The organism is Azospirillum sp. TSH58, assembly GCF_003119115.1.
Lineage (GTDB): Bacteria > Pseudomonadota > Alphaproteobacteria > Azospirillales > Azospirillaceae > Azospirillum.
Window position 1 is genome coordinate 467,508 of sequence record NZ_CP022369.1, and the last position, 22,129, is coordinate 489,636.

The 22,129-nt window shown below is 69.8% G+C and carries 19 protein-coding genes; 9 read left to right on the forward strand and 10 right to left on the reverse strand.

Annotated features, from left to right (window positions below; all coding sequences use genetic code 11):
- Window positions 1–66: 66 nt before the first annotated feature.
- Complete coding sequence (locus TSH58p_RS32385) at window positions 67–2,421, reverse strand: hypothetical protein (RefSeq protein ID WP_109069836.1); 2,355 nt, start codon at window positions 2,419–2,421, stop codon at window positions 67–69.
- Between the two features lie 221 nt (window positions 2,422–2,642).
- Between TSH58p_RS32385 and TSH58p_RS32390 the strand changes: the two genes are divergently transcribed.
- Entirely contained in the window at window positions 2,643–3,368 is a 726-nt protein-coding gene (locus tag TSH58p_RS32390) for a GntR family transcriptional regulator (protein ID WP_247874017.1), read from the forward strand.
- Window positions 3,369–3,383: 15 nt separating this feature from the next.
- Here TSH58p_RS32390 and TSH58p_RS32395 read toward each other — a convergent pair whose 3' ends face one another.
- The 7 genes from TSH58p_RS32395 to TSH58p_RS34390 all read right to left on the reverse strand — a co-directional run bounded on the left by TSH58p_RS32395 (window position 3,384) and on the right by TSH58p_RS34390 (window position 12,101).
- On the reverse strand, window positions 3,384–4,430 hold the full coding sequence (locus TSH58p_RS32395; RefSeq protein WP_247874016.1) for a glycosyl hydrolase family 18 protein: 1,047 nt from the start codon (window positions 4,428–4,430) through the stop codon (window positions 3,384–3,386).
- On the reverse strand, window positions 4,364–5,947 hold the full coding sequence (locus TSH58p_RS32400) for an exopolysaccharide biosynthesis polyprenyl glycosylphosphotransferase (protein WP_109069834.1): 1,584 nt from the start codon (window positions 5,945–5,947) through the stop codon (window positions 4,364–4,366). Before TSH58p_RS32400 ends, TSH58p_RS32395 begins: the two co-directional genes overlap by 67 nt.
- 10 nt (window positions 5,948–5,957) lie before the next feature.
- Window positions 5,958–6,791, reverse strand: a complete 834-nt coding sequence (locus TSH58p_RS32405) for a class I SAM-dependent methyltransferase (protein WP_247874015.1) — start codon at window positions 6,789–6,791, stop codon at window positions 5,958–5,960.
- Window positions 6,792–7,094: 303 nt separating this feature from the next.
- The gene (locus tag TSH58p_RS32410) at window positions 7,095–8,417 is read right to left on the reverse strand and encodes a hypothetical protein (protein ID WP_109069844.1); all 1,323 of its coding nucleotides are present in this window, start codon (window positions 8,415–8,417) and stop codon (window positions 7,095–7,097) included.
- Window positions 8,414–9,226, reverse strand: coding sequence for a WecB/TagA/CpsF family glycosyltransferase (locus tag TSH58p_RS32415; protein WP_109069832.1), 813 nt, complete (start codon window positions 9,224–9,226; stop codon window positions 8,414–8,416). Before TSH58p_RS32415 ends, TSH58p_RS32410 begins: the two co-directional genes overlap by 4 nt.
- Window positions 9,223–9,948, reverse strand: coding sequence for a polysaccharide biosynthesis/export family protein (locus TSH58p_RS32420; protein ID WP_247874014.1), 726 nt, complete (start codon window positions 9,946–9,948; stop codon window positions 9,223–9,225). The genes TSH58p_RS32415 and TSH58p_RS32420 overlap by 4 nt, the downstream gene beginning before the upstream one ends.
- Window positions 9,939–12,101 (reverse strand): hypothetical protein, encoded by a 2,163-nt coding sequence (locus tag TSH58p_RS34390; RefSeq protein ID WP_247874013.1) that lies wholly within the window; start codon window positions 12,099–12,101, stop codon window positions 9,939–9,941. Before TSH58p_RS34390 ends, TSH58p_RS32420 begins: the two co-directional genes overlap by 10 nt.
- A gap of 278 nt (window positions 12,102–12,379) precedes the next feature.
- Between TSH58p_RS34390 and TSH58p_RS32430 the strand changes: the two genes are divergently transcribed.
- Window positions 12,380–13,210, forward strand: coding sequence for an FkbM family methyltransferase (locus TSH58p_RS32430; protein WP_109069829.1), 831 nt, complete (start codon window positions 12,380–12,382; stop codon window positions 13,208–13,210).
- 33 nt (window positions 13,211–13,243) lie between these two features.
- Here TSH58p_RS32430 and TSH58p_RS32435 read toward each other — a convergent pair whose 3' ends face one another.
- Window positions 13,244–13,636, reverse strand: a complete 393-nt coding sequence (locus TSH58p_RS32435) for a hypothetical protein (protein ID WP_247874012.1) — start codon at window positions 13,634–13,636, stop codon at window positions 13,244–13,246.
- Window positions 13,637–13,734: 98 nt separating this feature from the next.
- On the opposite strand from TSH58p_RS32435, the gene TSH58p_RS32440 reads away from it, so the two are divergent.
- The 3 genes from TSH58p_RS32440 to TSH58p_RS32450 all read left to right on the forward strand — a co-directional run bounded on the left by TSH58p_RS32440 (window position 13,735) and on the right by TSH58p_RS32450 (window position 15,771).
- The gene (locus tag TSH58p_RS32440; RefSeq protein ID WP_109069828.1) at window positions 13,735–15,054 is read left to right on the forward strand and encodes an oligosaccharide flippase family protein; all 1,320 of its coding nucleotides are present in this window, start codon (window positions 13,735–13,737) and stop codon (window positions 15,052–15,054) included.
- Window positions 15,055–15,115: 61 nt separating this feature from the next.
- Window positions 15,116–15,385, forward strand: a complete 270-nt coding sequence (locus TSH58p_RS32445; protein ID WP_109069827.1) for a type II toxin-antitoxin system Phd/YefM family antitoxin — start codon at window positions 15,116–15,118, stop codon at window positions 15,383–15,385.
- On the forward strand, window positions 15,385–15,771 hold the full coding sequence (locus tag TSH58p_RS32450; protein ID WP_109069826.1) for a type II toxin-antitoxin system VapC family toxin: 387 nt from the start codon (window positions 15,385–15,387) through the stop codon (window positions 15,769–15,771). The genes TSH58p_RS32445 and TSH58p_RS32450 overlap by 1 nt, the downstream gene beginning before the upstream one ends.
- A gap of 167 nt (window positions 15,772–15,938) precedes the next feature.
- On the opposite strand, the gene TSH58p_RS32455 is transcribed toward TSH58p_RS32450, so the two are convergent.
- Entirely contained in the window at window positions 15,939–17,021 is a 1,083-nt protein-coding gene (locus tag TSH58p_RS32455) for a LacI family DNA-binding transcriptional regulator (protein ID WP_109069825.1), read from the reverse strand.
- A gap of 209 nt (window positions 17,022–17,230) precedes the next feature.
- Between TSH58p_RS32455 and TSH58p_RS32460 the strand changes: the two genes are divergently transcribed.
- The 4 genes from TSH58p_RS32460 (at window position 17,231) to TSH58p_RS32475 (ending at window position 22,093) form a co-directional block, all read left to right on the forward strand.
- Window positions 17,231–19,081, forward strand: a complete 1,851-nt coding sequence (locus TSH58p_RS32460) for a glycoside hydrolase family 2 protein (RefSeq protein ID WP_158282595.1) — start codon at window positions 17,231–17,233, stop codon at window positions 19,079–19,081.
- A 14-nt stretch (window positions 19,082–19,095) separates the two neighbouring features.
- Window positions 19,096–20,088 (forward strand): TRAP transporter substrate-binding protein, encoded by a 993-nt coding sequence (locus tag TSH58p_RS32465; protein ID WP_109069823.1) that lies wholly within the window; start codon window positions 19,096–19,098, stop codon window positions 20,086–20,088.
- A gap of 46 nt (window positions 20,089–20,134) precedes the next feature.
- Window positions 20,135–20,644, forward strand: coding sequence for a TRAP transporter small permease (locus TSH58p_RS32470; RefSeq protein ID WP_109069822.1), 510 nt, complete (start codon window positions 20,135–20,137; stop codon window positions 20,642–20,644).
- Window positions 20,645–20,791: 147 nt separating this feature from the next.
- Window positions 20,792–22,093 (forward strand): TRAP transporter large permease, encoded by a 1,302-nt coding sequence (locus TSH58p_RS32475; RefSeq protein ID WP_109069821.1) that lies wholly within the window; start codon window positions 20,792–20,794, stop codon window positions 22,091–22,093.
- Window positions 22,094–22,129 lie beyond the last annotated feature (36 nt).

The window sequence follows — 22,129 nt, forward strand, 5'->3', positions numbered from 1 at the left end:
GCGACCCTATACCCGGACGCCCTCCGTCCCGCCACTGCGGACTTGGCAAGGGGCCGGGCGACCGGCTCACGGCGTCAGGAACAGGGCCGAGGTCCAGACCCGCGACTGGTCGCGCTGGCGCGCGGTCAGGAACAGCGGATGCTCGTGGCCCGGGGCGAGGGCGAGGTCGGCGAGCGGGATGCGCCCGGCGAGATCGCGGGGCAGCGGCGCCTCGGTGACCCGTTCCACCGTCACCTCCAGTTCCGTGCCGGGCAGCACCCGTGTGACCCGTCCGGCGTCCGCGTCGGCCAGCAACGCATCGCCGTCGATGTCCAGAACCGCCTCCGGGGCGTGCGGGTTGGGCGGCGGGGTCAGCGGGTTGCCGACCTTCACGTAGGTGCCGATGGCGAGACGCACCTGGATGCGCGCGCCGGCCAGTCGCGACAGCGCCAGTTCCACGCCGTCGCTGTCGCCGTGGGTGACGGTGCGGATGGCGACGGTGGTCGCGTCGCGGCGCCAGCAGCCCTGCTCCGGATGGTCGAAGCCGAAGGGCTCGACCCGCTGCACGGCGGCGCCGGTGATGGTGATCCCGCCGTCCCAATAGGCGCCGCGGTAGCGGTCCTTGATGCGGGCGCCGCCCAGCCGCAGGCGGATCTTCGTCTCCGACAGGCCCAGTTCACGGTGAAGGTCGCGCTCCCAGACCAGCCGGTCGCCGTCGAACAGGCGCAGGCTCTCCCACCCGCGGTCGCCGAGCAGGCGGTAGTCCAGCGCGTCCCCGGCGCCGGCCTGCACGACTTCGCCCATCCAGCGGTCGCCCAGCCGGAGCGTGGCGACGCTGCGCTCCCCGGTTGTCGCGAAGGTCCGCCGCGCCCGCAGCGCTTGGCCCACCGACGCGCGGTCCAGCCGGTCGGCGAAGACGCCGGTCAGCCCGCCGCGCGCCCCGAACACCGCGGTCGCCGGGGCCCCGCCGCCGCAACGCCCCTGATGCTCGTCGCTGCTCGCCGAGGCGCCGAGCCGGTAGCCGCGGGCCAGCGCCTCCGCGTAGACCCAGTGGAACTGGCCCCAGGCCGAGCCGATCTCGATCAGCCGCTCCAGCTCCGGGTGGTGCCAGTCGAGGTTGCAGCGCCGCCCGCCGACATGGGGGATCAGCAGATGGCCCTCCGGGTCGTCCTGATACGCGGCGTAGAGGTCATCGAGCGGCCAGGCGCCGGGACGCAGCGCGCCGCGGGTCGACTCGTTCCACTCGAAGGAGCGCACCGGCTGGCCCCGCCCGTCCGCCGGGAAGCGCGGCTGGCCGTCGCGCAGGAAGATCACGTTGTGGTCGCCGCCCGCCGCGGAGTTGCCGCACCACTCCGTGCCGGGGTAGCAGACGAAGCGGCCCGGCTCGTTGTAGCGGTCGATCAGGCCGACCGCCTCGGTCCAGGCGCGCTCCGTCACGTTGAAGTCGTTGGCGGTGTAGCCCAGAACGTCCAGCCCAGCCACGTCGCGCCCGTAGGACAGGTTGTAGGCGGTGTCGTTGGTGCCCACCGTGTCGTTGGAATGGACGTGCAGGTCGGCGTAGACGGCGCGCGGCGCCCCGTCCTCCGCGGTGATGAAGGCTTCGGCGGGGGCGAGGCCCGGCGCCGTCGCGGCGATCCGCCACTCCCCGGCGCCGAGGTCGAGCGCCTCGCGCCGGACCAGCCAGCCGTTCGCCCGCGGGTCGGGGGCCAGCGCGACCGCACGCGCGCTTTTTCCGTCCGGCCCGGTGATGGTGAGGGTGGCGTCCAGCGAGGCGTCGAGGCAGCAGTTGCCCCAGGCGTCGTCGGCGCGCAGCAGCAGCGACGCCGGGCCGGGGGCGGTCAGGCGCGGCGCGACCAGCCGCAGGGCGGCGGGAACGCCCGGCACGATGTCGATCACGCAGTCGCCCGGCACCTCCGCGTATTTCTGGCTGCCCAGCGGGTCGATGAAGACGCGGAAGCGGAAGCCCTGCTCGACGAAGGTCTGCACCCGCGTGCCCGGTCCGCCCTGGCGCCGGTCGCCCAGCCGGATCGCGATGCGGTCGCCGGGATTCAGGTAGCCGTCGATCACGTCGATGACGATGGCCTTCTGGTAGGGCCGCTCGTGCCCCTTCTGGTCGAAGCGCACCTTCAGCGCCTGCACGGTCGCCGGGCTCTGCCCCGGAACCAGCGGACCGGCCTCATACTCGGCGGAGACGAAGTTGGCCGCCGTGGGGTCGCTGGTCTGGAACAGCGCCCAGTCCGAATAGAACTTCATCGCCAGCTTGATCCCCGCCCCGTCGGCGAGACCCGACCCGCCGACCTCGTAGACCAGCGTCACCTCGGTCCATTCGCCGGCCACCAGCCGCCGGTGGGAGCAGGCGGTTGACCCGAGGAAGGGGCGGGCCTTGTTCCGCTCGTAAAGGCCGGCGGGGGCGATGTGGCCGGCGGGGACGGGATCGCTCATGGGACGGGACCTCGGGCAAAGGGGGCGGCGCACCGCGACGGGTAATACATTGCATAACAAGTTTGATGATACAATATAAGACATGTAGGGCGTCCCACCGGATGAAGGCGCGTTCGGGGAGGATCGGCGCGCTTGAGCCGGCCGGACTCCGGTGGCATCAAGGCGCGGACGGATTCGCCGGAAGCGGGGAGGGGACGGTGGCCCCGAAGAGGGACGGTTTGGTGCGGGACAGTTTGGTGCGGGAAAACGCGACGGCCCTCTACCGGCAGATCGCCGACCGTCTGCGCGAGGAGATCGCGGCGGGCCGGTTCGAACCGTCGGGCCGCCTGCCGAGCGAGAGCGAGATCGGCATCCGCTTCGCGGTCAGCCGGGTGACGGTCCGCCTCGCGCTCGACCGGCTGGAGGCGGAAGGGCTGATCGAACGGCGCAAGGGCAAGGGGACCTTCACGGCGGGCAAGCGGGTCCGCCACCCGCTGGACCGGCTGCGCAGCTTCCACGAATCGCTGCGCCTCCAGGGGCTGAACGCCAGCATGCGCCCTCTTTCGGCGGGCCTGACCGTCACGCCGCCGGACCTGACGGACGCGTTCGGTCCGCGCTGCCTGGAGGTGCGCCGCCTGCATCTGGTGGATGGGGAGCCGGTGGCGCTGGGGCGCAGCCTGCTGTCTTCGGAGCTGGCGGGCGTCGATTGGGCGTCGGTCGGGGAGAAGCCGATCTACGCCATCCTGAAGGAGGTGACGGGCAAACCGGTGGTCGGCGCCGATGTCGAGGTCAAGGCCGAGGCGGCCAGCGTGTCCATCGCCGAACCGCTCGGCGGGGCGGCGGGGATGCCGGTGCTGGTGATGATCCGGCGCTCCGTCTTCGCGGACGGCGCCTGCGCGGATCACGCCGTCTTCCACGTCCGCCCTGAGCGCTACAGCTTCGTGCTGTCCCACCGCTGGGAGGGTTGAAAGGCGGCGGGCCGCTCAGCGCAGCGCCTCGGCGCAGCCGTCGAGGCCCAGCCCGCGGCACAGCGCCTGGGCCAGCAGGCGGCCGTCGGGATTGTCCGGCCCGACCGTGCCGGGCGGACGCCCGAGGAGCGGGTAGAGCATCATGCCGCCCAGCGGGTCCTGCGCGACGTTCCGGGCGAGCTGTTCCGCCAGCGGCACCGTGTAGGTCGGCCCGCCGAGCTGGCTCGGCGGCACCTGGACGCCGAGGGCGAGCGGCCCCTTCCAGACTTGCCGGTAGGCCTGCCAGGCCTGCCAGGGATCGAAGGTGGGGCCGCCCTCATAGGCCATGATGGCGACGAGGTCGATCGCCGCCGCCTGCGGGGAGCGCAGCAGGTTGAGCATCGATCCGGTGTGTGGGCCACGCGGCTGGGCGTCCCGGAACGCGCCCTCGCCATAGGCCCCGATGCTCCAGCCCGGCACGGTTAGCAACAGGGGGCGCGGGAAGGCGGCGCGGAAGCGCGGGACCAGATCCTGCCACGCCGCATCGGACAGGCAGCGCACCTGCCCCCGGACCGAGCAGCCGGGGGACACCGGCTCGAAATCCAGATCGATCCCGTCGGCGCCGAGATCCTTGACCAGACGGACGAGGGCGTCGAGGTTCAGCCCATCCCAGTTCGCGTAGTTGGCGCCACCGACGGCGAGCAGCACGCGGGTGTCCGGCTGGCGCCGCTTCAACAGCGCGATGGCGTCCCTCAGCACCGTGCCCGAAAAGCCGTACTGCAGGCCGGTCCCCTTGAGGTCGAGGCGGCCGGGATAGGAGGCGTCCGGCCGGACGAAGGACAGGGCGACCAGATTCATGTAGCCGGGGAGCGTCGCCAGCGTTGTCGCGGCCGGGCCGGTGGCCGGGCGCTCGTACCAGCTGTCGTGATAGACGAGCAGGGGACGCGCCGGCAGCCCGTCCGCTTTCGCATCCGACAGGCCACCCGCCAGCAGACCCGCGGCGAGGGCCAGGGCGCCTAGAAGACGTCGCGTCCGAACAGGCCGGTGGTCACGGTGCTGATGATGATCTTCGCATCGAGCCATAGCGACCAGTTCTCGATATAGTGGATGTCCATGTCAACCCCGACGCGCGCCTTCTCGACCGTGTGGATGCCGCCGCGCATGCCGTTGATCTGGGCCCAGCCGGTGATCCCCGGCTTGACGCGGCTGCGCGCCGCGTATTCGCGCGCCACCTCGGCGTAACGCTGGTTGCCGACCCGCATGTTCGGGACATGGGCGCGCGGGCCGACCACCGACATGTCGCCGGCCAGCACGTTGAAGAGCTGGGGCAATTCGTCGATGCTCGTGCGGCGGAGGAAGCGGCCGACGCGGGTGATGCGCGGGTTGTCGCGGCTGGTGCCGACGGCGCCGTCGTCGCTGTCGTCCACCTTCATCGTGCGGAACTTCAGCATCGTGAAGGGGCGGTTGTTGAAGCCCACGCGGGTCTGCCGGAAGATGATCGGCCCCGGCGAATCCAGGCGGACCGCGATGGCCGCGGCCAGCATGAAGGGCGAGGCGACGAGCAGGCCGAGGCCGGCGACGACGACGTCCTCGATCCGCTTCACGATGATCTGCATGCCGCGCAGCGGCTGCCGCATCACCAGCAGGGCCGGGATGTCGCCGATGTGCCGCAGGTTGGCGAGCCGCAGCCGGATGCTCTCCTCGTCCAGCGGAATCAGGATGTCGAGGGAGATCATCTGAAGCTGCATGCGCAGGCTGTGGATGCGCATCGCCGCCCGCCAGGGCAGGGCGATGACGACCATGTCGACGCGGTTGTCCGGCAGGAAGCGCTTGAAGTCCGTCAGGTCGCCGGACACCGGCAGGCCGGCCAGGGACGCCGGCCGGCGGTCGGCGTCGCGGTCGTCGAACAGGCCGAGGATGCTGTAGTTCGCCCGGTGCTCCGGCAGGGCCAGATGAGCGACCATCCGCTCCGCCACGTCGGTCGCGCCCAGGATGACGACCCGGCGGCGCAGCACCCCGCGCTCCTCCAGAAGGCGCACGCCCTGCGCCGCCAACACGCGGCCCGCCCCGATACAAGCGAGCGCCGTCCCGCCCCACAGGGCGAGCATGTCCGACGGACCGACCTCCGGCAGGAAGGCCCAGACGAGCAGGGAGAGGACGGTTCCGGCCGGCAGCAGGCCGCCGACCACGTCCAGCAGCGACTTCCCCCAGTGCCGGTAGTTTTCGACACGGTAGGCGCCGATGGTGGTCATGGTGCGCAGATAGACGCCCAGCGTGACGGCCGTGAAGATGACCGCCTGGATGAGCAGGCGCCCGTCGTCGAGCGACGTCTCGTCCGTCCGGGCGGCCCAGGCGGCCCAGGCGGCCAGGCCGGCGAGCGTCAGGAGGAGCCCGTCCGTCCCCTTCACCAGCCGGTTGACCAGTCCGTGGGTCCAGTGCAGCCAGCCATCCCGCGCACCGGCGAAGTCGCTGGGGGGTGGCGCGATGTCCGGCTCACCCTCCGGCTCGGCATCTGGCGCGGCGGCCGGCGGCGACGCGGCAGGGTCCGGAACGGCGCTTCGCTCCTCGGCCGGAAAACGGACCTGCACGTCGTCGCGCATGGTGGTCTCTTTACCCCTGCACGAAGCGGCGGATGATCGGCTTCAGCGCCTGTCCCAGCGGATGGGAGCGAAGCCGGCGGGTCAGGCCGGTCTGCCGGATGAGCTGCATCGGCGTCCGCGGCGTGCGGAACACGGTGACGGGCCGGCCGAACAGTTCGGTGTCCCGCACGAAATGGCGCGACGGCATCGCGCCGACCAGCATGGCGCGGTAGCGCTCGGCCCAATCCGGGCGGGCCAGGAGCAGCTTGTTGTCGCCGATGGCGAAGGGCGCGAGGGCTCCCGGCCGATCGGCCATGAAGCGGCACATGCCCTCCGACACGGCGGGGAATTCCGGGTTGAAGTAGTCGTCGAGAACGATCACCCCGCCGTCGCCCAGGCTGTCGTCGGCGATGCCCAGGTCGTGGCGGGTGATGTCGGCGGTGTGGCCGCCATCGATGCTGAACAGGCGGACCGCGGGACCCAGCCGGTCGGCGAGGCCGCTCCAGGACAGGGCCAGGGAGTTGCCCTTGACGACCTCGACCGACGCCGGCTCGATCCCGAAGCGGACGAGGTTGCTGCGGAAGGCCGTCTCGTCGCCTTGCCCCGACTGGTCGACGTTGAACTGCTGGTCGTCGAACAGATCGATGGCGAAGGCCCGCTCACCCGCTTTGCGCACCAGCGCCAGCAGGATGAACAGCCGGCCATGGTGGACGCCGATCTCGCCGACGCTCCCCGTCACGCCCTCGGCGCTCTGCCAGACGCCGACCGTGGCGATCAGACCGGCGTCCAGGCGCGACAGCCAGCCGTCCACGCGGCGATGGCCACCCTGGACATAACGGTGCAACGGCGATGACGGCGCTATCATGGGTTGAGATGTCATGGTGTCCTAACACTAACATACTATCTAAAATGGCTTAAGACAGCATTTCCATCGTCGGCGCGATAAATTTCGACAAAGAGTCACAAGAAATCCCTCCGAGTTTGTCGCATTTTGTCGAATTTCAGAAAGCCACTGTCCAACAATCCCGTTGCGCGCGCCTTGCGGTTTCCTGGCCCTGTTCAAGGCGGCAGAAGCGATAGCCCATCGCCTTCAACCGTCCGCCACGGAAACCCGGATGGGCCGGCCGGCGGCGGACGATGGCCGGGGATGCGGAGGCGGTGGCGGCGGTCATGGTCTTCCCACGCTGAAGACCGGGCGTTTCGGCGGGGGAAGGGGGCGCTGGGCGCCGGCCTGCCGGCGGGCGTTGCGCCAGAAGAGGGCGAGCGCCATCACGCTGGCGACCTCGCCGGGCGTGAAGACGACGGAGTAGATGGTGGAGGTCGCCAGGGCGAACAGGACGTAATCGCCCAGCGCCTGGGTCATGGGATCGTCGCCGGTGGCCGTCCTGCGGGCGGTGCGCAGCGCCGCGACGTAGAAGGCCGCGATCAGCACCGCGCCGATGACGCCGTACTCGAAGACGACGCCGATCCAGCCGATGTCGGCGAGATAGAATTGATTGTTGCCCAGGATGTCCGCCAGGGTCACGTTGCTGAAGCGGGTGATGGCGCCCACCCCCAGCAGCCAGCGCAACGGCGTCACCTCCAGGAAGTCGAGCGCCAGGACGATGGAGTTCTGGCGGATCGACAGGGAGGCGCCGAGCATCTGCTCGGCCCGGCTGGCGAGATCCGCGCTGTAGACGGCGGCCAGGACGACGGTCGCCAGCAGGGCCATGCCGACCGCCAGGATTCGCCACCAGCCGCGCGCCGAGGTGATCATGGCGAAGCCGACCACCAGGACCACGCTGCCCAGAGCCGTGCGCTGCTTGTAGATCAGCACCATCAGCAGCAGCCCGACCAGCAGCAGCGGGATGGTCCACCATTCCCGGTACGCGCAGAACCGCCGGGACAGGTAGAAGAGGAACAGCACGCCGAAGAACATCGGCATGAAGATGCGGGGGCCGCGCTCGACGTCGTACATCAGCAGCTTGCTCTTCAGCGGGTCGGTGGCGTAGGCCTCCGGCGGGACGACCAGCCACAGAGCGAGCATGATGACGAAGGTGCCGGCGCCGAGCGCGATCAGCGCGCCGCGCACCTGCGGCAGCGTCGGGCGCAGCAGCGTCAGCAGGGCCGCGAGCGAGAAATAATAGGCGAAGGGCCAGACCTTGACCGTGGTCGCCATCGCGTCGGTCAGCCCGTTGCCGAGCTGGACCATGGACACCGCCGGGGTGATCGCCACGAGATAGGCGAGCAGGGCGATGCACAGCGACTTGAACGGCAGCTCGATCTGCGCCAACGCGTAGACGGCGAGCGGAATGGTCAGGACCGGCCAGCTTTTCGACAGGGCGTAGAGCGGCGGGACATCGACCAGATAATGGAAGCTCTGCCCGAACAGGGGCAGCACCGCCAGCAGGATCATCACCGTCAGGGAGCGGGGCAGGGCACGGCGGGGCGCCGCCGCCCGGACGGGCGACAGGATGCGGCCGCGCTGCCGGGCTCCCAGCTCGACGATCATGGGCGCGCCGCCGGCTTCGGCCGCGTCCGGTCCCGCTGCTCCGACCACCAGGCCGAGAGGGCGATGCCGAGCAGCGGCAGGGAATCCACGAAGACCCGCCGGGCGTGGCCGCGCGGGTTCTGGGCCAGCCGGTACAGCCATTCCAGGGCGAAGCGGCGGAACAGCGGCGGCGCGCGCTCGACCAGTCCCGTCACGAACAGAAGCGAGCTGCCGACGCACAGTCCGACGCCGGTGGCCTGTCCGGTGTTCCGGATGGCCAGCGCCAGGCATTCCGACTGCGGCGCGCCGACCGCCAGGAAGACGAAGCGGGCCGGGTGGTCCAGCACGAAGCGGACGCAGCGCTCGACCTCCCGCGGGTCGGCGGAGAAGCCCATCGGCGGCTCGTGCCGGGCCAGCCGGGTCAGGCCGAAGCGGTCGCGCAGGCGGCGCTCCAGCTCGTCGTTGCCGCCGATCACCGTGATGGAATCGTCCGGCGTGATGACGTGCGCGAACAGGTGGGCGGTCAGGTCGCTGCCGCTGGCGCTGGGCAGTGGCTTGCGGAACAGCCGCCGGGACAGATGCCGCATGATCTGGCTGTCGCACAGTCGCAGCCACGCGCCGTCATAGGCGGCGCGGAAGCGGCTGTCCTCGCCGTTGTGAAGCCGCACCACATGCTGCGCGTTCGGCGTCACGACATAGGCGAAGGGCTCCGCCGGCGCCCGCGCGGCGATCGCCTGGGCGGCGCCGGCCACGTCGAGGCGGGCGATGGCGACCCCGAAGACGGTGTCGGTGGGATGCTCCGGTCCCGGTCCGGCGGGGGGCTTCATCATGGGAAGGTCGTGGTTCCGCCGGTCTGGCGGCCGATCGTGTAGCTGAACACACGCTCGAACGGCACGACGCGGTTGATGAACTGCTCGACCCACAGGCCGGTCTCGGCGATGGAGCTGCGCGGCACGAACAGGATGTCGCCGGCGGCCAGCGGCACGTCGCCGACCGCCGCCCCGGTCTCCAGGAACCGGCGGGTGTCGATGGTGCGCAGCATCGGCTTGTTCTCGGAGTTGCGGCGGATCAGCACCACCTCCTCGTACCGCGCCTCGCGGTCGAAGCCGCCGGCCAGCATGATCACCTCCATCACGCCGATGCGGCCGTTCAGCAGGTAGGTGCCGGGGCGGGCGACGGCGCCGCCGATGTAGGCGCGGTTGGACGGGGTCTCCTTCAGCCCGATGCTGACCTGCGGGGCGCGCATCCAACGCCGCGCGCGCGTCTCGACCAGGGTGGCCAGCTCGCCCGGCGTCAGCCCGGCGGCATCGACCTGCCCGGCGATGCGCAGCCCGGCGGAGCCGTCGGGGCCGATCATCACCTCCTCGTCCATGTCGGGGACGAGCATGAACTTGACCTGGAAGCGGTCCCCCGGCCCCAGCCGGTAGGGCGGGGTGGAATCCTCCCAGCGGGCGAAACCCTCCGGCATCGCCTCCCTGGGGTTTACGGATTGGCCGGTGCAGGCGCCGAGCGCCAGCAACGCCGCCAACAGGAAGCCCCGCATCACAGCCATCGGTAGATCACCTGGGGAATGTGGAAGTGACGGCCGGTCAGCACCAGCCCGACGATGTCGCCGCCGGACGCGAGGATGGAGTCGCGCATCCGCGCCGCGACCGGCGCGCGGGTGTGTTCGGCGCGGGCGACCAGGATGTTGGCGTCCACCATCGGCGACAGCCGGCGGGCAAGATGGCTGTTCCCGATCGGCGGGGACAGGATCAAAATGATGTCAAAGCGTTGGTTCAGCCGTTCCAGAATCTGGCGGGATTGGGCGATGGGGGTGCGCAGGCTGCCCAGCGCCGATCCCGTCGCCTGCCGCGACACCCAGAGCAGCGGAACGGCGGAGGGCAGCGTTTCGAGGTCGCCGGTCCCCTGCGGGTCGATGGTCGGCAGCCGCTCGCCGGCTCCGCCGTCGGCCTCGCCGTCTGCCCTGTCGTCTGTCTTGTCATCGGCCCCGGCGTTGATCGCCGCCAGCTGGCCGGTGCCGTCGCCGCAGAGGTCGATGACCAGGGTCCGCAGGCCCCGCCCCTTGGCGAACTCCAGCGCCAGCCCGCGCGCCACGATGGCGTCGCCGTCGCCGTCGTTGGCGGTCACGAACTGGATCAGGGCCATCGGCTGGTCGTCGACGCCGTGGTCGCGCAGCTGGGCGGCCAGATGGATCAGCTCCTGCTGGGCGCCGGGGGACACCAGCTCGCCGTCGGTGTCGGAGAAGCTGGCGATGGCCGGGACGCCCAGGTCGCGCTCGATCTCGTGGGGCAGGATGTAGACCTGGCGCAGCCACGTCGCCAGCACGCCGGCCGCGCCGCCCAGCAGGATGCCGCCGACCAGTCCGGCGATGATGAAGCTCGGCGCCATGCTCGTCCCGGTCGCCGGAGCCACCGCCGGCTGCACCACGCGGACGTTGGAGAAGCGCACCTTGGCGGCCTCCTCCTCGGCGCGGGCGGCCTCGGTGCGCTGGGCGTAGTCGCGGTAGATGTCCTCCATCACGCCGCGCGTGCGCTCCAGGTCGCGCAGCTCGCTCTCCGCCTTGCGCAGGCGTCCGACCTTCTCCACCGCCACCGTGTGCTGGCGGTTCAACTCGTCGAGCTGCCGGGCCACGGCGTCCTGCTCGATCTCCAGCGTCAGCAGATGGTTGTTCAGGAAGGGGATGGACGGGTTGCGGACCTCGCGCGTGGTGTTGAAGACCGGCTTGTCGCCGCCCTTCATCGACTGCCGGACCGTCCTGATCTTCCGCTCAATCTCCTGAAGCGGCGGATAGTCGGGCAGGAACTGCGAGGCCATCCGGTCGCGCTCCAGCTCCAGGCGGAGCAGCACGTTGCGGTCGTCGTCGTTCTGGGTGAGGTTGCTCTGTTCCTTGAAATCGAACACCCGTTCCGGCAGGGCGGCGAGCCGCTTCTTGGCCGCCGCGACCTCCGCCTGGAGGGCGGCCTGGCGCTCCTGGGTCTGCCGGCGCCGCTGCACGATGCTGTCCACCTGGTTGGCGGCGAGCAGGCTTTCCTGTCCGAGATCGACGATGTCGTACTCGGACTTCAGCGCCTGGATCTGTCCTTCGATGCTCTTCAACTGGTCGGAATGGCGCGCCAGCTCGGAAGCGAGGAAGGGCGAGCGCGGGATGTCGAAGATCGCGCGGCGGCGCTTCAGGTAGGCGTCGGCCAGGGCGTTGACGGTGTCGGCGGCGAGGTCCGGGTTCTCGTGGCTGAAGCTGAGGCGCACGATGTTGGAGGAGGACTGCTGCTCCACCTGAAGGCGGCGCTTGAACTTGTCGATGGCCTTTTCGAGCTGGTCCTGCGGGCTGTCGGCGGGCAGGAGGCCGAAGAGGCGCGGCCGCGCGATCTCCGGGAACAGGGTGACCGGGTCCAGCGCGCTCAGCGTGTCCTCGATCACCCGGCGGCTTTCCAGGATGCGGATCTCGCTGTCCACCGACTTCAGCCCGTCGATCGACAGGAAGGAGGGCAGGGTCCCGGCCACGTCGCTGATCCCCGCGTGCGAGCGGTCGATCATCATCATGACCAGGCTTTCCGCGGCGTAGCGCGTGCGCGCGTAGGTGGCGGCGGTGAGGCCGGCGATGATTGCAAGAAGAGCAACGACCAGGATGATGCGCTTGTGATAAAAAGCGAGTATCAGAAGGTCGCGTGGCGTAAATGCCGACACGCCGCTGGAGAACAGCACCCCATGCGATTGCTGAGCCGGCGAGCCATCCAGCTGATCGGCTGATTGACTCTGCCTGCGATTTTCCAGATGTTGGGACAGCATCTTTTATGGGTACCGTAGCGTGTGGATCGGGCACTTTACCGCTAGGGTTTACCACGTCCGATGTAGCCCTGTCATGGGGTGGTTGGGCTTTTGAAGCATTTTGTCTCAATTTTTAGCTATTCGCTTTTTGCCGAAACCTCCTACTTTTGGTTGGGTCCCGCGATTGCCGATCGAGCCCCACCGAGCCACAGGCCATGAACCACCGACTGTCCTCACTGAAAGCCGCGATCGAGCACCGCCATCCGCGGATGTTCCGACGCCTGACCTGGCTTCGGGACCGGCTCGCGCCCTACTACGCCGAACCGGAACTGCGCCTGCTTCCCGCCCTGTGCGTTCCGGGCGAGGCCGCCTACGACATCGGCGCCAACAGCGGCATTTACACCTTCTGGCTCTGCCGCTCCGCGTCGAGCGTGACGGCTTTCGAGCCCAATCCGAAACTCGCGGCCTTGCTCGAAGCCAAGTTCGCGCCGCTGGTCGCGTCCGGCCGGCTGCGGGTCGAGGGATGCGCGCTGAGCGACGGCGACGGGTCCATCGTGCTTCACGTTCCGCGCTCCTCCGCTCTGGCCTCGGTCGAGGCGGGGGCGGTGGGGGCCCATGGCGAGGAGGTGGAGACGGTCACCGTTCCGCGGCGGACGCTGGACCGCTACGACGACCGTCCGGTCGGTTTCCTGAAGATCGACGTGGAGGGGCATGAGACCGCGGTGGTCGGCGGCGGCCTCGCCCTGATCGGGCGCGACCGTCCCAACCTGCTGATCGAGGCGGAGGAGCGGCACAATCCCGGAGCCCTGGCGGCGTTGCAGGCGCTGCTGGCCCCATTGGGGTATCGCGGCTACTTCGTCCTGGCGGGGCGCCTGTGCACGCTGGACGGCTTCGACCCGGCCCGCCATCAATCCCGTGCGGCCTTGAACGCGGCGGGCACCCACCGCGTCAAGGGGCAGGTCTACATCAACAATTTCATCTTCGTGGCGCGCGACGGCATGGCCGACCGGCTCCGCGCCGCCCTGGGGCAATCAAGCGGGAATTGACGCTCCCGCATTGACGGCCCCGCATTCACGGTCTCAGCGGCGGCAGTCGACCTCGGGCCAGGGCCGATTCCGGTAGAAGGGGCGCAAGGTCAGGATCTTCGCCACCTGCCAGATGCGGCTCTGCCGCTCGGGGCAGAGATTGTTCACCGCCGAGGTCGGGTTGCCCTGCCACCATTCGGGAAGGTGGACCTCGACCTCGTAGGTGTTCAGGTGCAGTTCGGGTTCGCGAATCCACCAGCCATAGGGCAGACGGTCGAAATGGGTGCGGATTTCCTGGCGGATGTCGATGGCGCGCCATTCCTCCGTCCCCTGCGCGGCGGCCGGGCGACCCTGCCCGAGCAGCGCGGCGGCGGCGCACAGCATCAACGCGGCGCGGACTCTCCGGTGGACATTCCGGCGGCATTGCCTTTTGGTCACCATGGTCATCAACCGCCTGCTCTCCTTGAGCGGCCCATCGCCGCCGGTCCCAACGCGTTTGCGGATGTCGTCCGTTTCCGCGACAACCCCTTATCCCATAGAGCGTGATGCTTCTCCAGACATGGCGTGCCCACGGGCGTTATGCCGTCGGCCTCGGGCTGCGCGGGGTGGAGGTCGTCGGCAAGCTCGGCCTCTATATCTTGGCGGCGCGCGCGCTGGGCGCCCATGATGCCGGCCTGTTCTTCCTGTGCCTGACCTGGATCGGCCTGGCATCGACCATGGCGCGGCTGGGGCTCGAACGGGCGATCACGCGGCACATCGCCGCCGAACTGGCCATCGGCCAGGGGAGGGCGGCCGGCCGCGACCTGCGGACCGGTTTGATCGGCACGGGACTCGCCGCCACTCTGGCCTCGGTGGTGGCCTTCGCCCTGGCGGGGCCGGCGTCGCACCTGCTGTTCGGGGCGCCCGACCTTGAGACACCGTTGCGCCTGTCGGCCCTGGCCCTGGTGCCGCAGACCTTGACCATCACCATCGGATCGGCCCTGGCAGGGCTCAAGCGGGGAATCGCCGCGCAGTTCGTGCAGAACGCGCTGTGGCCGGTGCTGATGCTCGCCGCTCTGGCGGCGGGGGTTTCCAGCCTCGATTCCCTTATTCTCGCTCTGGCCGGGACATTGACGCTCAGCGTCGCGGTCGGGATGGCCCTTCTCGCGCGCGACCGCCGCCGCTTCACCGACCATCCTGTGCCTGCCGATGCCGCGCCTTCAGACGGGCGGGCGGAGGCTTTGCCGTCGCTGTGGCACACGGCGCTTCCCCTGTTCGTCGTCGAACTGGTGCAGGTGTCGCTGGCGTCGCTGCCGGTACTCGCGCTGGGCGTGTTCGTCGACGCGGCCTCGGTCGGCGCGTTCAGCGTGGCGAACCGCATCTCCATGCTGGTCTGGGTCGTCGTCATCAGCATCGGGACCTTCGCCGCGCCCAATTACGCCGAACTGCATCGCCGCGGCGAGACGTCCCGCCTGCTGGCGATGAACCGCGGCATCATGCTGACCGTCGCGGCGCTGGGCCTGCCCTTGGTGTCGGTTATGATGATCGTGCCGGAACTGCTGCTCGATCTGGTCGGGCAGGGGTTCGGCAGCGCGGCGACGGCGCTGCGCATCCTCGCCGTCGGCCAGATGATCCACTGTCTTCTGGCCTGCCAGGACATTCTGCTGGCCATGACCGGGCATGGGGGCACGCTGCGCCGGCTCAACCTGCTGCAACTGGCGGTGTGCATCGTGCTCGGGGCCGTCCTGATCCCGGTCTTCGGCATGACCGGAGCGGCCGCGGTGACGGCCCTGACGGTCGCCCAGGGAGCGATCGGAACGACGCTGGTGCGCTTCCTGCTGTTCAGGAGTCACAAGGCTTCCGTCACGGCCTCCAGCCACCTCTGACCAACTTGACCAAACCAGCGGCGCCATCCATATTGGTCAAGTTGGTTAAGGGGAGGAAGCCATGGGCCATATCAGCCTGTATGAGGCGAAAACGCACCTCTCGGGCCTCGTCGAGCGGGCGGCGGCCGGGGAAGAGTTCGTCATCGCCAAGAACGGCGTTCCCATGGCCAAGCTGGTTCCGCTGCCCAAGGTGACGGAACCCCGCAAGCCGGCACGGGCGCTGGGCGTCACCCGGATCGCGCCGGATTTCGACAATCCCGACGCGCAGATCGAGGCGCTGTTTGCCGGTGACGGTCTGGAGGAAGGGCCGGATGACGGGGCAGGCGGCTGATGGACCTGCTGCTCGACACCCACGTGTTCCTCTGGTGGGACGCCGGCGCCGATCCGATCAGCCCGGCGGTGCGGGCCGCGATCGCCAACCCGGACAATCGCGTCTATGTGAGCGCGGCCTCCGTGTGGGAGATCGCGATCAAAAGCAGCAAGGGGAAGCTGGCCTTCACCGGTTCTCCGAGCGCCGCCATTGTTCTGAACAGCTTCCTGCCGCTGGCCATCGATCCGGCGCATGCGGAACGGGCCGGAGGTTTGGAGTGGTCACACCCGGACCCGTTCGACCGCATGCTGGTGGCACAGGCCCAAGCCCAGGACCTGACCCTGGTTCACGCCGATGGCGTGATCGCCGGTTACAAAGGCGTCGCGCAGATGTGGGCACGTCCGTAACGCAGCGGTGAATTGGTCTGATGGCGCCGTCCCGGCGGTCACTTTTGCAAATTATTTTCCATAACTCATCTTATGGGATATTTGTGCCGCGCCGGTCGAAGCAGGCCCCCGAATCCAATCATTGGATCCGTGCAAAGGCTCTCCGGTGACGGGGGTCGACGTCAGGATCAACGCCCCGGGACGGGCTCGGTCTCGCCCGGCAGGCGCCGGTTGCGGATGGTCAGCTGGTGGGTCAGCAGAAGCGGAGCCGGCCGCTCCTCCCCGTCCCAGAGCCGGTGCAGCATGCCCACGATGGCCGGGCCGAAATGGTCGGACGGCACGCGGACCGAGTTCAGCCAGTCGGCGATCCAGGGGTTGATCGGGTTGTCGTCGAAACCGAAGAAGGCCACGTCGCCCGGCACCTCCAACCCCGCCTCCCGCGCGCGGCGGTAGGCGCCGTAGGCCAGCAGGTCGCTCAGGCAGACGATCACCGGCGGGCGGTCCGCAAGCTCCAGCATCGTCCCCATGGCGTGGTAGCCGGCCACGATGTGATCCAGCCCCGGCCCGGTGGCGCGGGGAATGGCCGCCGTGTCCACCCCCGCCGCGGCCAGCCGGTCGAACAGGCCGAGCAGGCGCCAGTGACCGGCGGTGCGGTCCAGCGAGGCATGCAGGACGCCGATGCGGCGCGCCCCGCGCTCCAGCAGCCGGTCGGCGATCTCCGCCCCCGCGCCCGCGTTGTCGAGCCCGACATAGGGAGAGGACGGGTCGCCGGGGTCCGGGCGGTTCACGAAGACCAGCGTGTCGCCGCCCGCCCGCGCCTCGTCCAGCGCCGGGCTGTCCACCGCGCCGACCAGGATCATCGCGCGGACGAGCTGCGCGCGCATTTCGCGGATGTACTCGTCCTGCACGTCGGCGCGCTCGTGCGTGTCGCACAGCGACATCACCAGCCCCTCCCCGCGCAGCGACCATTCGATGGACGAGGCGATGGCCGCCATCGAGGGGTTGGCGAGATTCGCCGCCAGGACGCCGACGATGCGGCTCTCCCGGCGGCGCAGCGCCCGCCCGACGCTGCCGGGCCGGTAGCCCAGCTCGCGGATCGCCGCCCTCACCCGCTCCGCCGTCTCCTCCGTCGCCTTGTTCGCAACGCCGTTGATGACGCGCGAGGCGGTGGCGACCGACACCCCGGCGCGGGCCGCCACCTGGGCGAGCGACGGGGCGAGCGACGCACGCCCCGTGCGCGAGGCGCGGTTGCGGTCGGATGGCGGGGGCATCGGCACCTCGGTTTGCGCAAGAGGGTTGGCGTGGTGGGGCGGCGTGAAAACCGGTTGCGTAGAGATGCACGCGCGCCTATTGTTTCGGCAAGGGTAATCGATTTCCCTCCGCCATGATATCGGTAACGACGCCGGCGGACGGACGAATTGCCCACCCTCGCCCCTTCGACAAAGCGGGCGCGGAAAAAAAGACGAGGGAGAGGACGCTCATGACAGCCGAAGGCGCCGACCGCGCCACGGTCGTTGACCCTTACGACCATCTTCATGACGAAACGTACGCCGACGCCTTCGCCCGTGGGCGGGTGGGCGCCGCGGCCCTGGTGACCGTCGCCGGGCGCGCCGTCGAGTCGTTGGACGGGGACTGGCGCTTCGCCATCGACCCCCACGACGAGGGGCTGCGCCAGGGATGGTACGCCGACGAGCCGGTGCCGGCCTCGGAATGGACCGTTCCGCGCGATTACGACGACGGCGCGTGGCAGACCGCCCCCGTCCCCGCCTGCTGGAACATGCTGCGTCCGGAATGGCGGCATTACGAGGGCGGGGCCTGGTACACGCGGACGCTGGACCACACGCCCGGTCAGGCGGACGAACGCGTCGTCCTGCATGTCGGCGCCGCCGCCTACGAGGCGCGCGTCTTCCTGAACGGCCAATTCCTCGGCGCGCACCGCGGAGCGTCGACGCCCTTCTGCGTCGAGCTGACCGGGCATCTGCGCCCCGGCCCCAACCGCCTCCAGATCCAGGTCGACAACACGCGCCGAACCGACCGGGTGCCGATGCGCCACACCGACTGGTTCAACTACGGCGGCCTGTACCGCTCGGTCGCGCTGCTGCGGCTGCCCGCGCTGTTCATCCGGGACTTCGGCGTGACGCTGGTGCCGGGCAGCGGCTTCCGCCGCGTCGCCGTGGACGTCGCCCTGTCCGACTTGGTGGACGGCACGGCGACCGTCGCCATCGACGGGCTGCTGCCGCCCTCCCCCATTCCCGTGACCGCCGGGCGCGGACGGGTGGAGTTCGACCTCGCCCCCGAACTCTGGTCGCCGGACTCGCCGCGCCTCTACGGCGTCACCCTGCGCTTCGGCGCCGATGCCGTGGCCGACCGCGTCGGCTTCCGCGAGATCGCCGTGGCGGGGGAGCGCATCCTCCTCAACGGGCGCGACATCACCCTGCGCGGCGTCTCGGTGCATGAGGACGATCTTGCGCTCGGCAAGACCAGCGACGAGACGGACATCCGCCGCCGCTGCGCCGACGCCAAGGCGCTGGGCTGCAATTTTCTGCGCCTTGCCCACTACCCCCACGACCCGCGGGCGGCGGCCATCGCCGACGAGGTCGGGCTGATGCTGTGGTCGGAGATTCCCGTCTACTGGGCCATCGACTTCGCCAACCCCGACACCTACGAGGACGCCGCCAACCAGCTCGCCGAGCTGATCGCCCGCGACCGCAACCGGGCCAGCACGATCCTGTGGGGCGTCGGCAACGAGAACGCCGACACCGACGCCCGCCTGTCCTTCATGGCGCGGCTGGCCGCTCTGGCCCGCCAGCTGGACCCGACGCGGCTGGTGACCGCGGCCTGCCTGATCGACCGCGAGCGGTTCGCCATCGCCGACCGGCTGGCCGACCATCTCGACGTGATCGGTCTCAACGAGTATTTCGGCTGGTACGAGCCGTCCTTCGACGGGCTGCGCCGGCTGCTTGCCAACTCCGCCCCCGGAAAGCCCGTCGTCATCTCCGAATTCGGCGCGGACGCGGTGGCGGGCTTGCGCGGCGGCGACCGCGACCTTTTCACCGAGGACTGCCAGGAGGCGGTCTACCGCGAGCAGCTCGCCATCCTCGCCACCGCCCCCTACGTGCGCGGGATGACGCCCTGGGTCCTCTATGATTTCCGCACCGAGCGGCGGCAGACCGCCTTCCAGCGCGGCTGGAACCGCAAGGGGCTGATCGCCGAGGACAAGACCACCCGCAAGCGGGCCTTCGCCGTCCTTGCGGCGCATTACCGGGCGATGGCCGACGCCGAAGCCGAGGCGCCGCCGTCGCCGCACACCCAGACAGCCAAATCACGATAACCGGAGGATTCGTCATGTTCGCGTTGAACCGCCGCCACGCCGCCCTTCTCGCCGCGGCCGTCGCCACCGTCCTGGGCCTGACCCTCGCCGGGCCGGCCGCCGCCAAGACCACGCTGCGCCTCGGCCACGGGCTTGCCAAGGGCCACCCGGTGGACGTCTCCCTGGACGAGTTCGCCAAGCTGGTGCGCGAGCGCAGCAAGGGCGAGCTGGACATCAAGGTGTTCCCCGCCGGCCAGCTCGGCCAGCAGCGCGAACTGATCGAGCAGATGCAGAACGGCGCGCTCGACCTCGTGCACGCCAACGCCTCGCCGCTCGCCGCCTTCGAGCCGGGCTTCGGCGTCTACGACATGCCCTTCCTGTTCCGCGACAGCGACCATTTCTTCAAGGTGGTCGACGGCCCGGTGGGCGATGAGATCCTGGCCTCCAGCCGCGCCAAGGCCTTCGTCGGCCTCGCCTACTACGACAACGGCACGCGCAGCTTCTACGCCAACAAGCCGCTGGCCAAGCCGGAGGATCTGAAGGGCCTGAAGGTCCGCGTCCAGCCCGGCCCGATCGCCACCCGCATGATCAACCTGCTGGGCGCCACCGCCACCCCGCTGGCCTGGGGCGAGGTCTACACGGCCCTGCAGTCCGGCGTCGTCGACGGGGCGGAGAACAACGTGACCGCCCTGACGCTGGCCCGCCACGGCGAGGTGATGAAGGTCTACACCCGCGACGAGCACACCCGCGTGCCCGACGTGGTGCTGGTCGCCACCTCCACGCTGGACCGTCTGAAGCCGGAGCAGCAGGAGCTTCTGCGCCAGGCGGCCCGCGACAGCGCCAAGGCCCACAACGCCCGCTGGGCGGCCGAGCTGGAGAAGGCCGAGGGCGAGGCGGCGAAGATGGGCGTCAAGTTCGTCGACGCCGACAAGGCGGCCTACCGTCAGGTGGTGCAGCCCATGTACGACGACCTGAAGGCGACCCCGGCGCTGGCCACGCTCGCCGACCGCATCCAGTCGGTCAAGTAAGCCCCCGCCCCGCCCGTCCGCCGCGTCGAAACAGAGGAGCGCCCCCATGCTGGACACCATCCACCGCACGCTCGACCGCCTCGTGCTCGCCATCACGATCCCGCTGACGGTCGCCATGCTGGGCTGCGTGGTGTGGCAGGTCGTCGCCCGCTACGCGCTCAACGTCTCGACGTCGGCGACGGACGAGATCGCCCGCTTCGCCTTCATCTGGGTCAGCCTGCTCGGCTCGGCCTATGTGCTGGGCAAGCGCGGGCACATCGCCATCACCGGGCTGGTGGATCTTCTGCCGGCCCGGCCGCGCGGCGGCGTCGAGATCGCCATCGCGGCGCTGGTCGCCCTGTTCACGGTGACGATCCTGTGCGGCGGCGGCTGGCTGCTGGTGGACAAGGCGCGCACGCTCGGCCAGGTGACGCCGGCGCTCCAGCTGCCGATGTGGCTGGTCTACGCCGTGATCCCGCTCTCCGGCGTGCTGACCCTGATCTACATGGTCATCGCCCTGCTGGAGAGCCTGCGCGAAGGGCCGGGCGTGACCAGCCACGCCGTCTCGCTCGACTGATACGGCTGGAAAATGATCACTTCCATCATTTTCCAGCCGTGAAACCCGGCAGATCAATGCCTTGGCATTGATCGAGAGGGTCATGCCGGCGGCGCCTTCAGGTGCCGTCGGCATGACGTCCACCCCTTCCGTCGCGGAAACGCAGCCATGGACTTCTCCCCCGCCCTCGTCCTCAGCGCCGCCTTCGTCGCCCTTCTGGCCTTCGGCGTGCCCATCTCCTACGCCACCGGGCTCGCCTCGATCACGGCGCTGCTGACCATCATGCCGCCGCTGCCGGCGATCTCGGTGACGGCGCAGCGCATCGCCACCGGCCTGGACAGCTTCGCGCTGCTGGCGATCCCCTTCTTCTTCATGGCCGGATCGATCATGAACCGGGGCGGCATCGCCCGCCGCCTGATCGACTGCGCGAAGGTCTTCGTCGGCTGGATGCCCGGACCGCTGGCGCAGATCACCATCCTCGCCAACATGATGTTCGGCTGCGTGTCGGGGTCGGCGGTGGCCGCCGCCTCGGCCATCGGCGGCACCATGCAGCCCTCCATGGACAAGGCCGGCTACGACCGCAGCTACACCGCGGCGGTCAACATCTCCTCCTGCATCACCGGTCTGCTGATCCCGCCGTCGGGCGCCTTCATCGTCTATTCGCTGGTGTCGGGCGGCACCTCCATCGCGGCGCTGTTCGTCGCCGGTTACCTGCCGGGCATCCTGCTCGGCCTGGCGGTGATGATCCCGGCCTGGATGATGGCGAAGAAGCGCGGCTACGCCCGCCTGCCCTCCCCGACCCTGTCCCAGTCCTCGCGCGCCCTGCTGTCCGCCCTGCCCAGCCTGGGGCTGATCGTGGTGGTGATCGGCGGCATCGTCGGCGGCATCTTCACCGCGACCGAGGGATCGGCCATCGCGGTCGTCTACGCGCTCGCCCTGGCGCTCGCCTACCGCGAGCTGTCGATGGACGACATCATGCAGATCCTGATCGACACCATCGTGGCGACGGCGGTGGTGGCCCTGATGGTCGGCACCTCCATGGCGATGGCCTATGTGATGTCGCTGGCCGAGATTCCGCAGATCATCGGCGACTGGGTGCAGTCGGTGTCCGGCAATTGGATCATCGCGCTGCTGCTGGTCAACATTGTGCTGCTGCTGATGGGCACCTTCCTGGACATCACGCCGGGCATCCTGATCTTCACGCCCATCTTCCTGCCGGTGCTGGTGGAGCTGGGGGTGGACCCGGTGCATTTCGGGGTGATCCTGGTGTTCAACCTGTCGCTCGGCATCGTCTCGCCGCCGACCGGCAGCGCCCTGTTCATCGGCTGCGCCGTGGCGCGCGTGTCGATCGAGCAGGTGATCCGGCCGCTGATCCCGCTCTTCGCCTGGAGCACCGCGGCGCTGCTGGTGGTCACCTACGTCCCCGGCCTGTCGCTCTGGCTGCCCAGCCTCTTCGGCCTCATCAAGTAAGCGGGAAGTTGGCCGGGCCCTGCCCCCAGGACCCGG

Excerpts from the sequence above, each read along its gene's own strand:
- TSH58p_RS32385 (WP_109069836.1), bottom strand. The coding sequence starts at position 2,421 with ATGAGCGATCCCGTCCCCGCCGGCCACATCGCCCCCGCCGGCCTTTAC.
- TSH58p_RS32395 (WP_247874016.1), bottom strand. The coding sequence starts at position 4,430 with ATGGCTCGATGCGAAGATCATCATCAGCACCGTGACCACCGGCCTGTT.
- TSH58p_RS32400 (WP_109069834.1), bottom strand. The coding sequence starts at position 5,947 with ATGCGCGACGACGTGCAGGTCCGTTTTCCGGCCGAGGAGCGAAGCGCC.
- TSH58p_RS32405 (WP_247874015.1), bottom strand. The coding sequence starts at position 6,791 with ATGATAGCGCCGTCATCGCCGTTGCACCGTTATGTCCAGGGTGGCCAT.
- TSH58p_RS32410 (WP_109069844.1), bottom strand. The coding sequence starts at position 8,417 with ATGATCGTCGAGCTGGGAGCCCGGCAGCGCGGCCGCATCCTGTCGCCC.
- TSH58p_RS32415 (WP_109069832.1), bottom strand. The coding sequence starts at position 9,226 with ATGATGAAGCCCCCCGCCGGACCGGGACCGGAGCATCCCACCGACACC.
- TSH58p_RS32420 (WP_247874014.1), bottom strand. The coding sequence starts at position 9,948 with ATGGCTGTGATGCGGGGCTTCCTGTTGGCGGCGTTGCTGGCGCTCGGC.
- TSH58p_RS32430 (WP_109069829.1), top strand. The coding sequence starts at position 12,380 with ATGAACCACCGACTGTCCTCACTGAAAGCCGCGATCGAGCACCGCCAT.
- TSH58p_RS32435 (WP_247874012.1), bottom strand. The coding sequence starts at position 13,636 with ATGACCATGGTGACCAAAAGGCAATGCCGCCGGAATGTCCACCGGAGA.
- TSH58p_RS32440 (WP_109069828.1), top strand. The coding sequence starts at position 13,735 with ATGCTTCTCCAGACATGGCGTGCCCACGGGCGTTATGCCGTCGGCCTC.
- TSH58p_RS32445 (WP_109069827.1), top strand. The coding sequence starts at position 15,116 with ATGGGCCATATCAGCCTGTATGAGGCGAAAACGCACCTCTCGGGCCTC.
- TSH58p_RS32450 (WP_109069826.1), top strand. The coding sequence starts at position 15,385 with ATGGACCTGCTGCTCGACACCCACGTGTTCCTCTGGTGGGACGCCGGC.
- TSH58p_RS32455 (WP_109069825.1), bottom strand. The coding sequence starts at position 17,021 with ATGCCCCCGCCATCCGACCGCAACCGCGCCTCGCGCACGGGGCGTGCG.
- TSH58p_RS32460 (WP_158282595.1), top strand. The coding sequence starts at position 17,231 with ATGACAGCCGAAGGCGCCGACCGCGCCACGGTCGTTGACCCTTACGAC.
- TSH58p_RS32465 (WP_109069823.1), top strand. The coding sequence starts at position 19,096 with ATGTTCGCGTTGAACCGCCGCCACGCCGCCCTTCTCGCCGCGGCCGTC.
- TSH58p_RS32470 (WP_109069822.1), top strand. The coding sequence starts at position 20,135 with ATGCTGGACACCATCCACCGCACGCTCGACCGCCTCGTGCTCGCCATC.
- TSH58p_RS32475 (WP_109069821.1), top strand. The coding sequence starts at position 20,792 with ATGGACTTCTCCCCCGCCCTCGTCCTCAGCGCCGCCTTCGTCGCCCTT.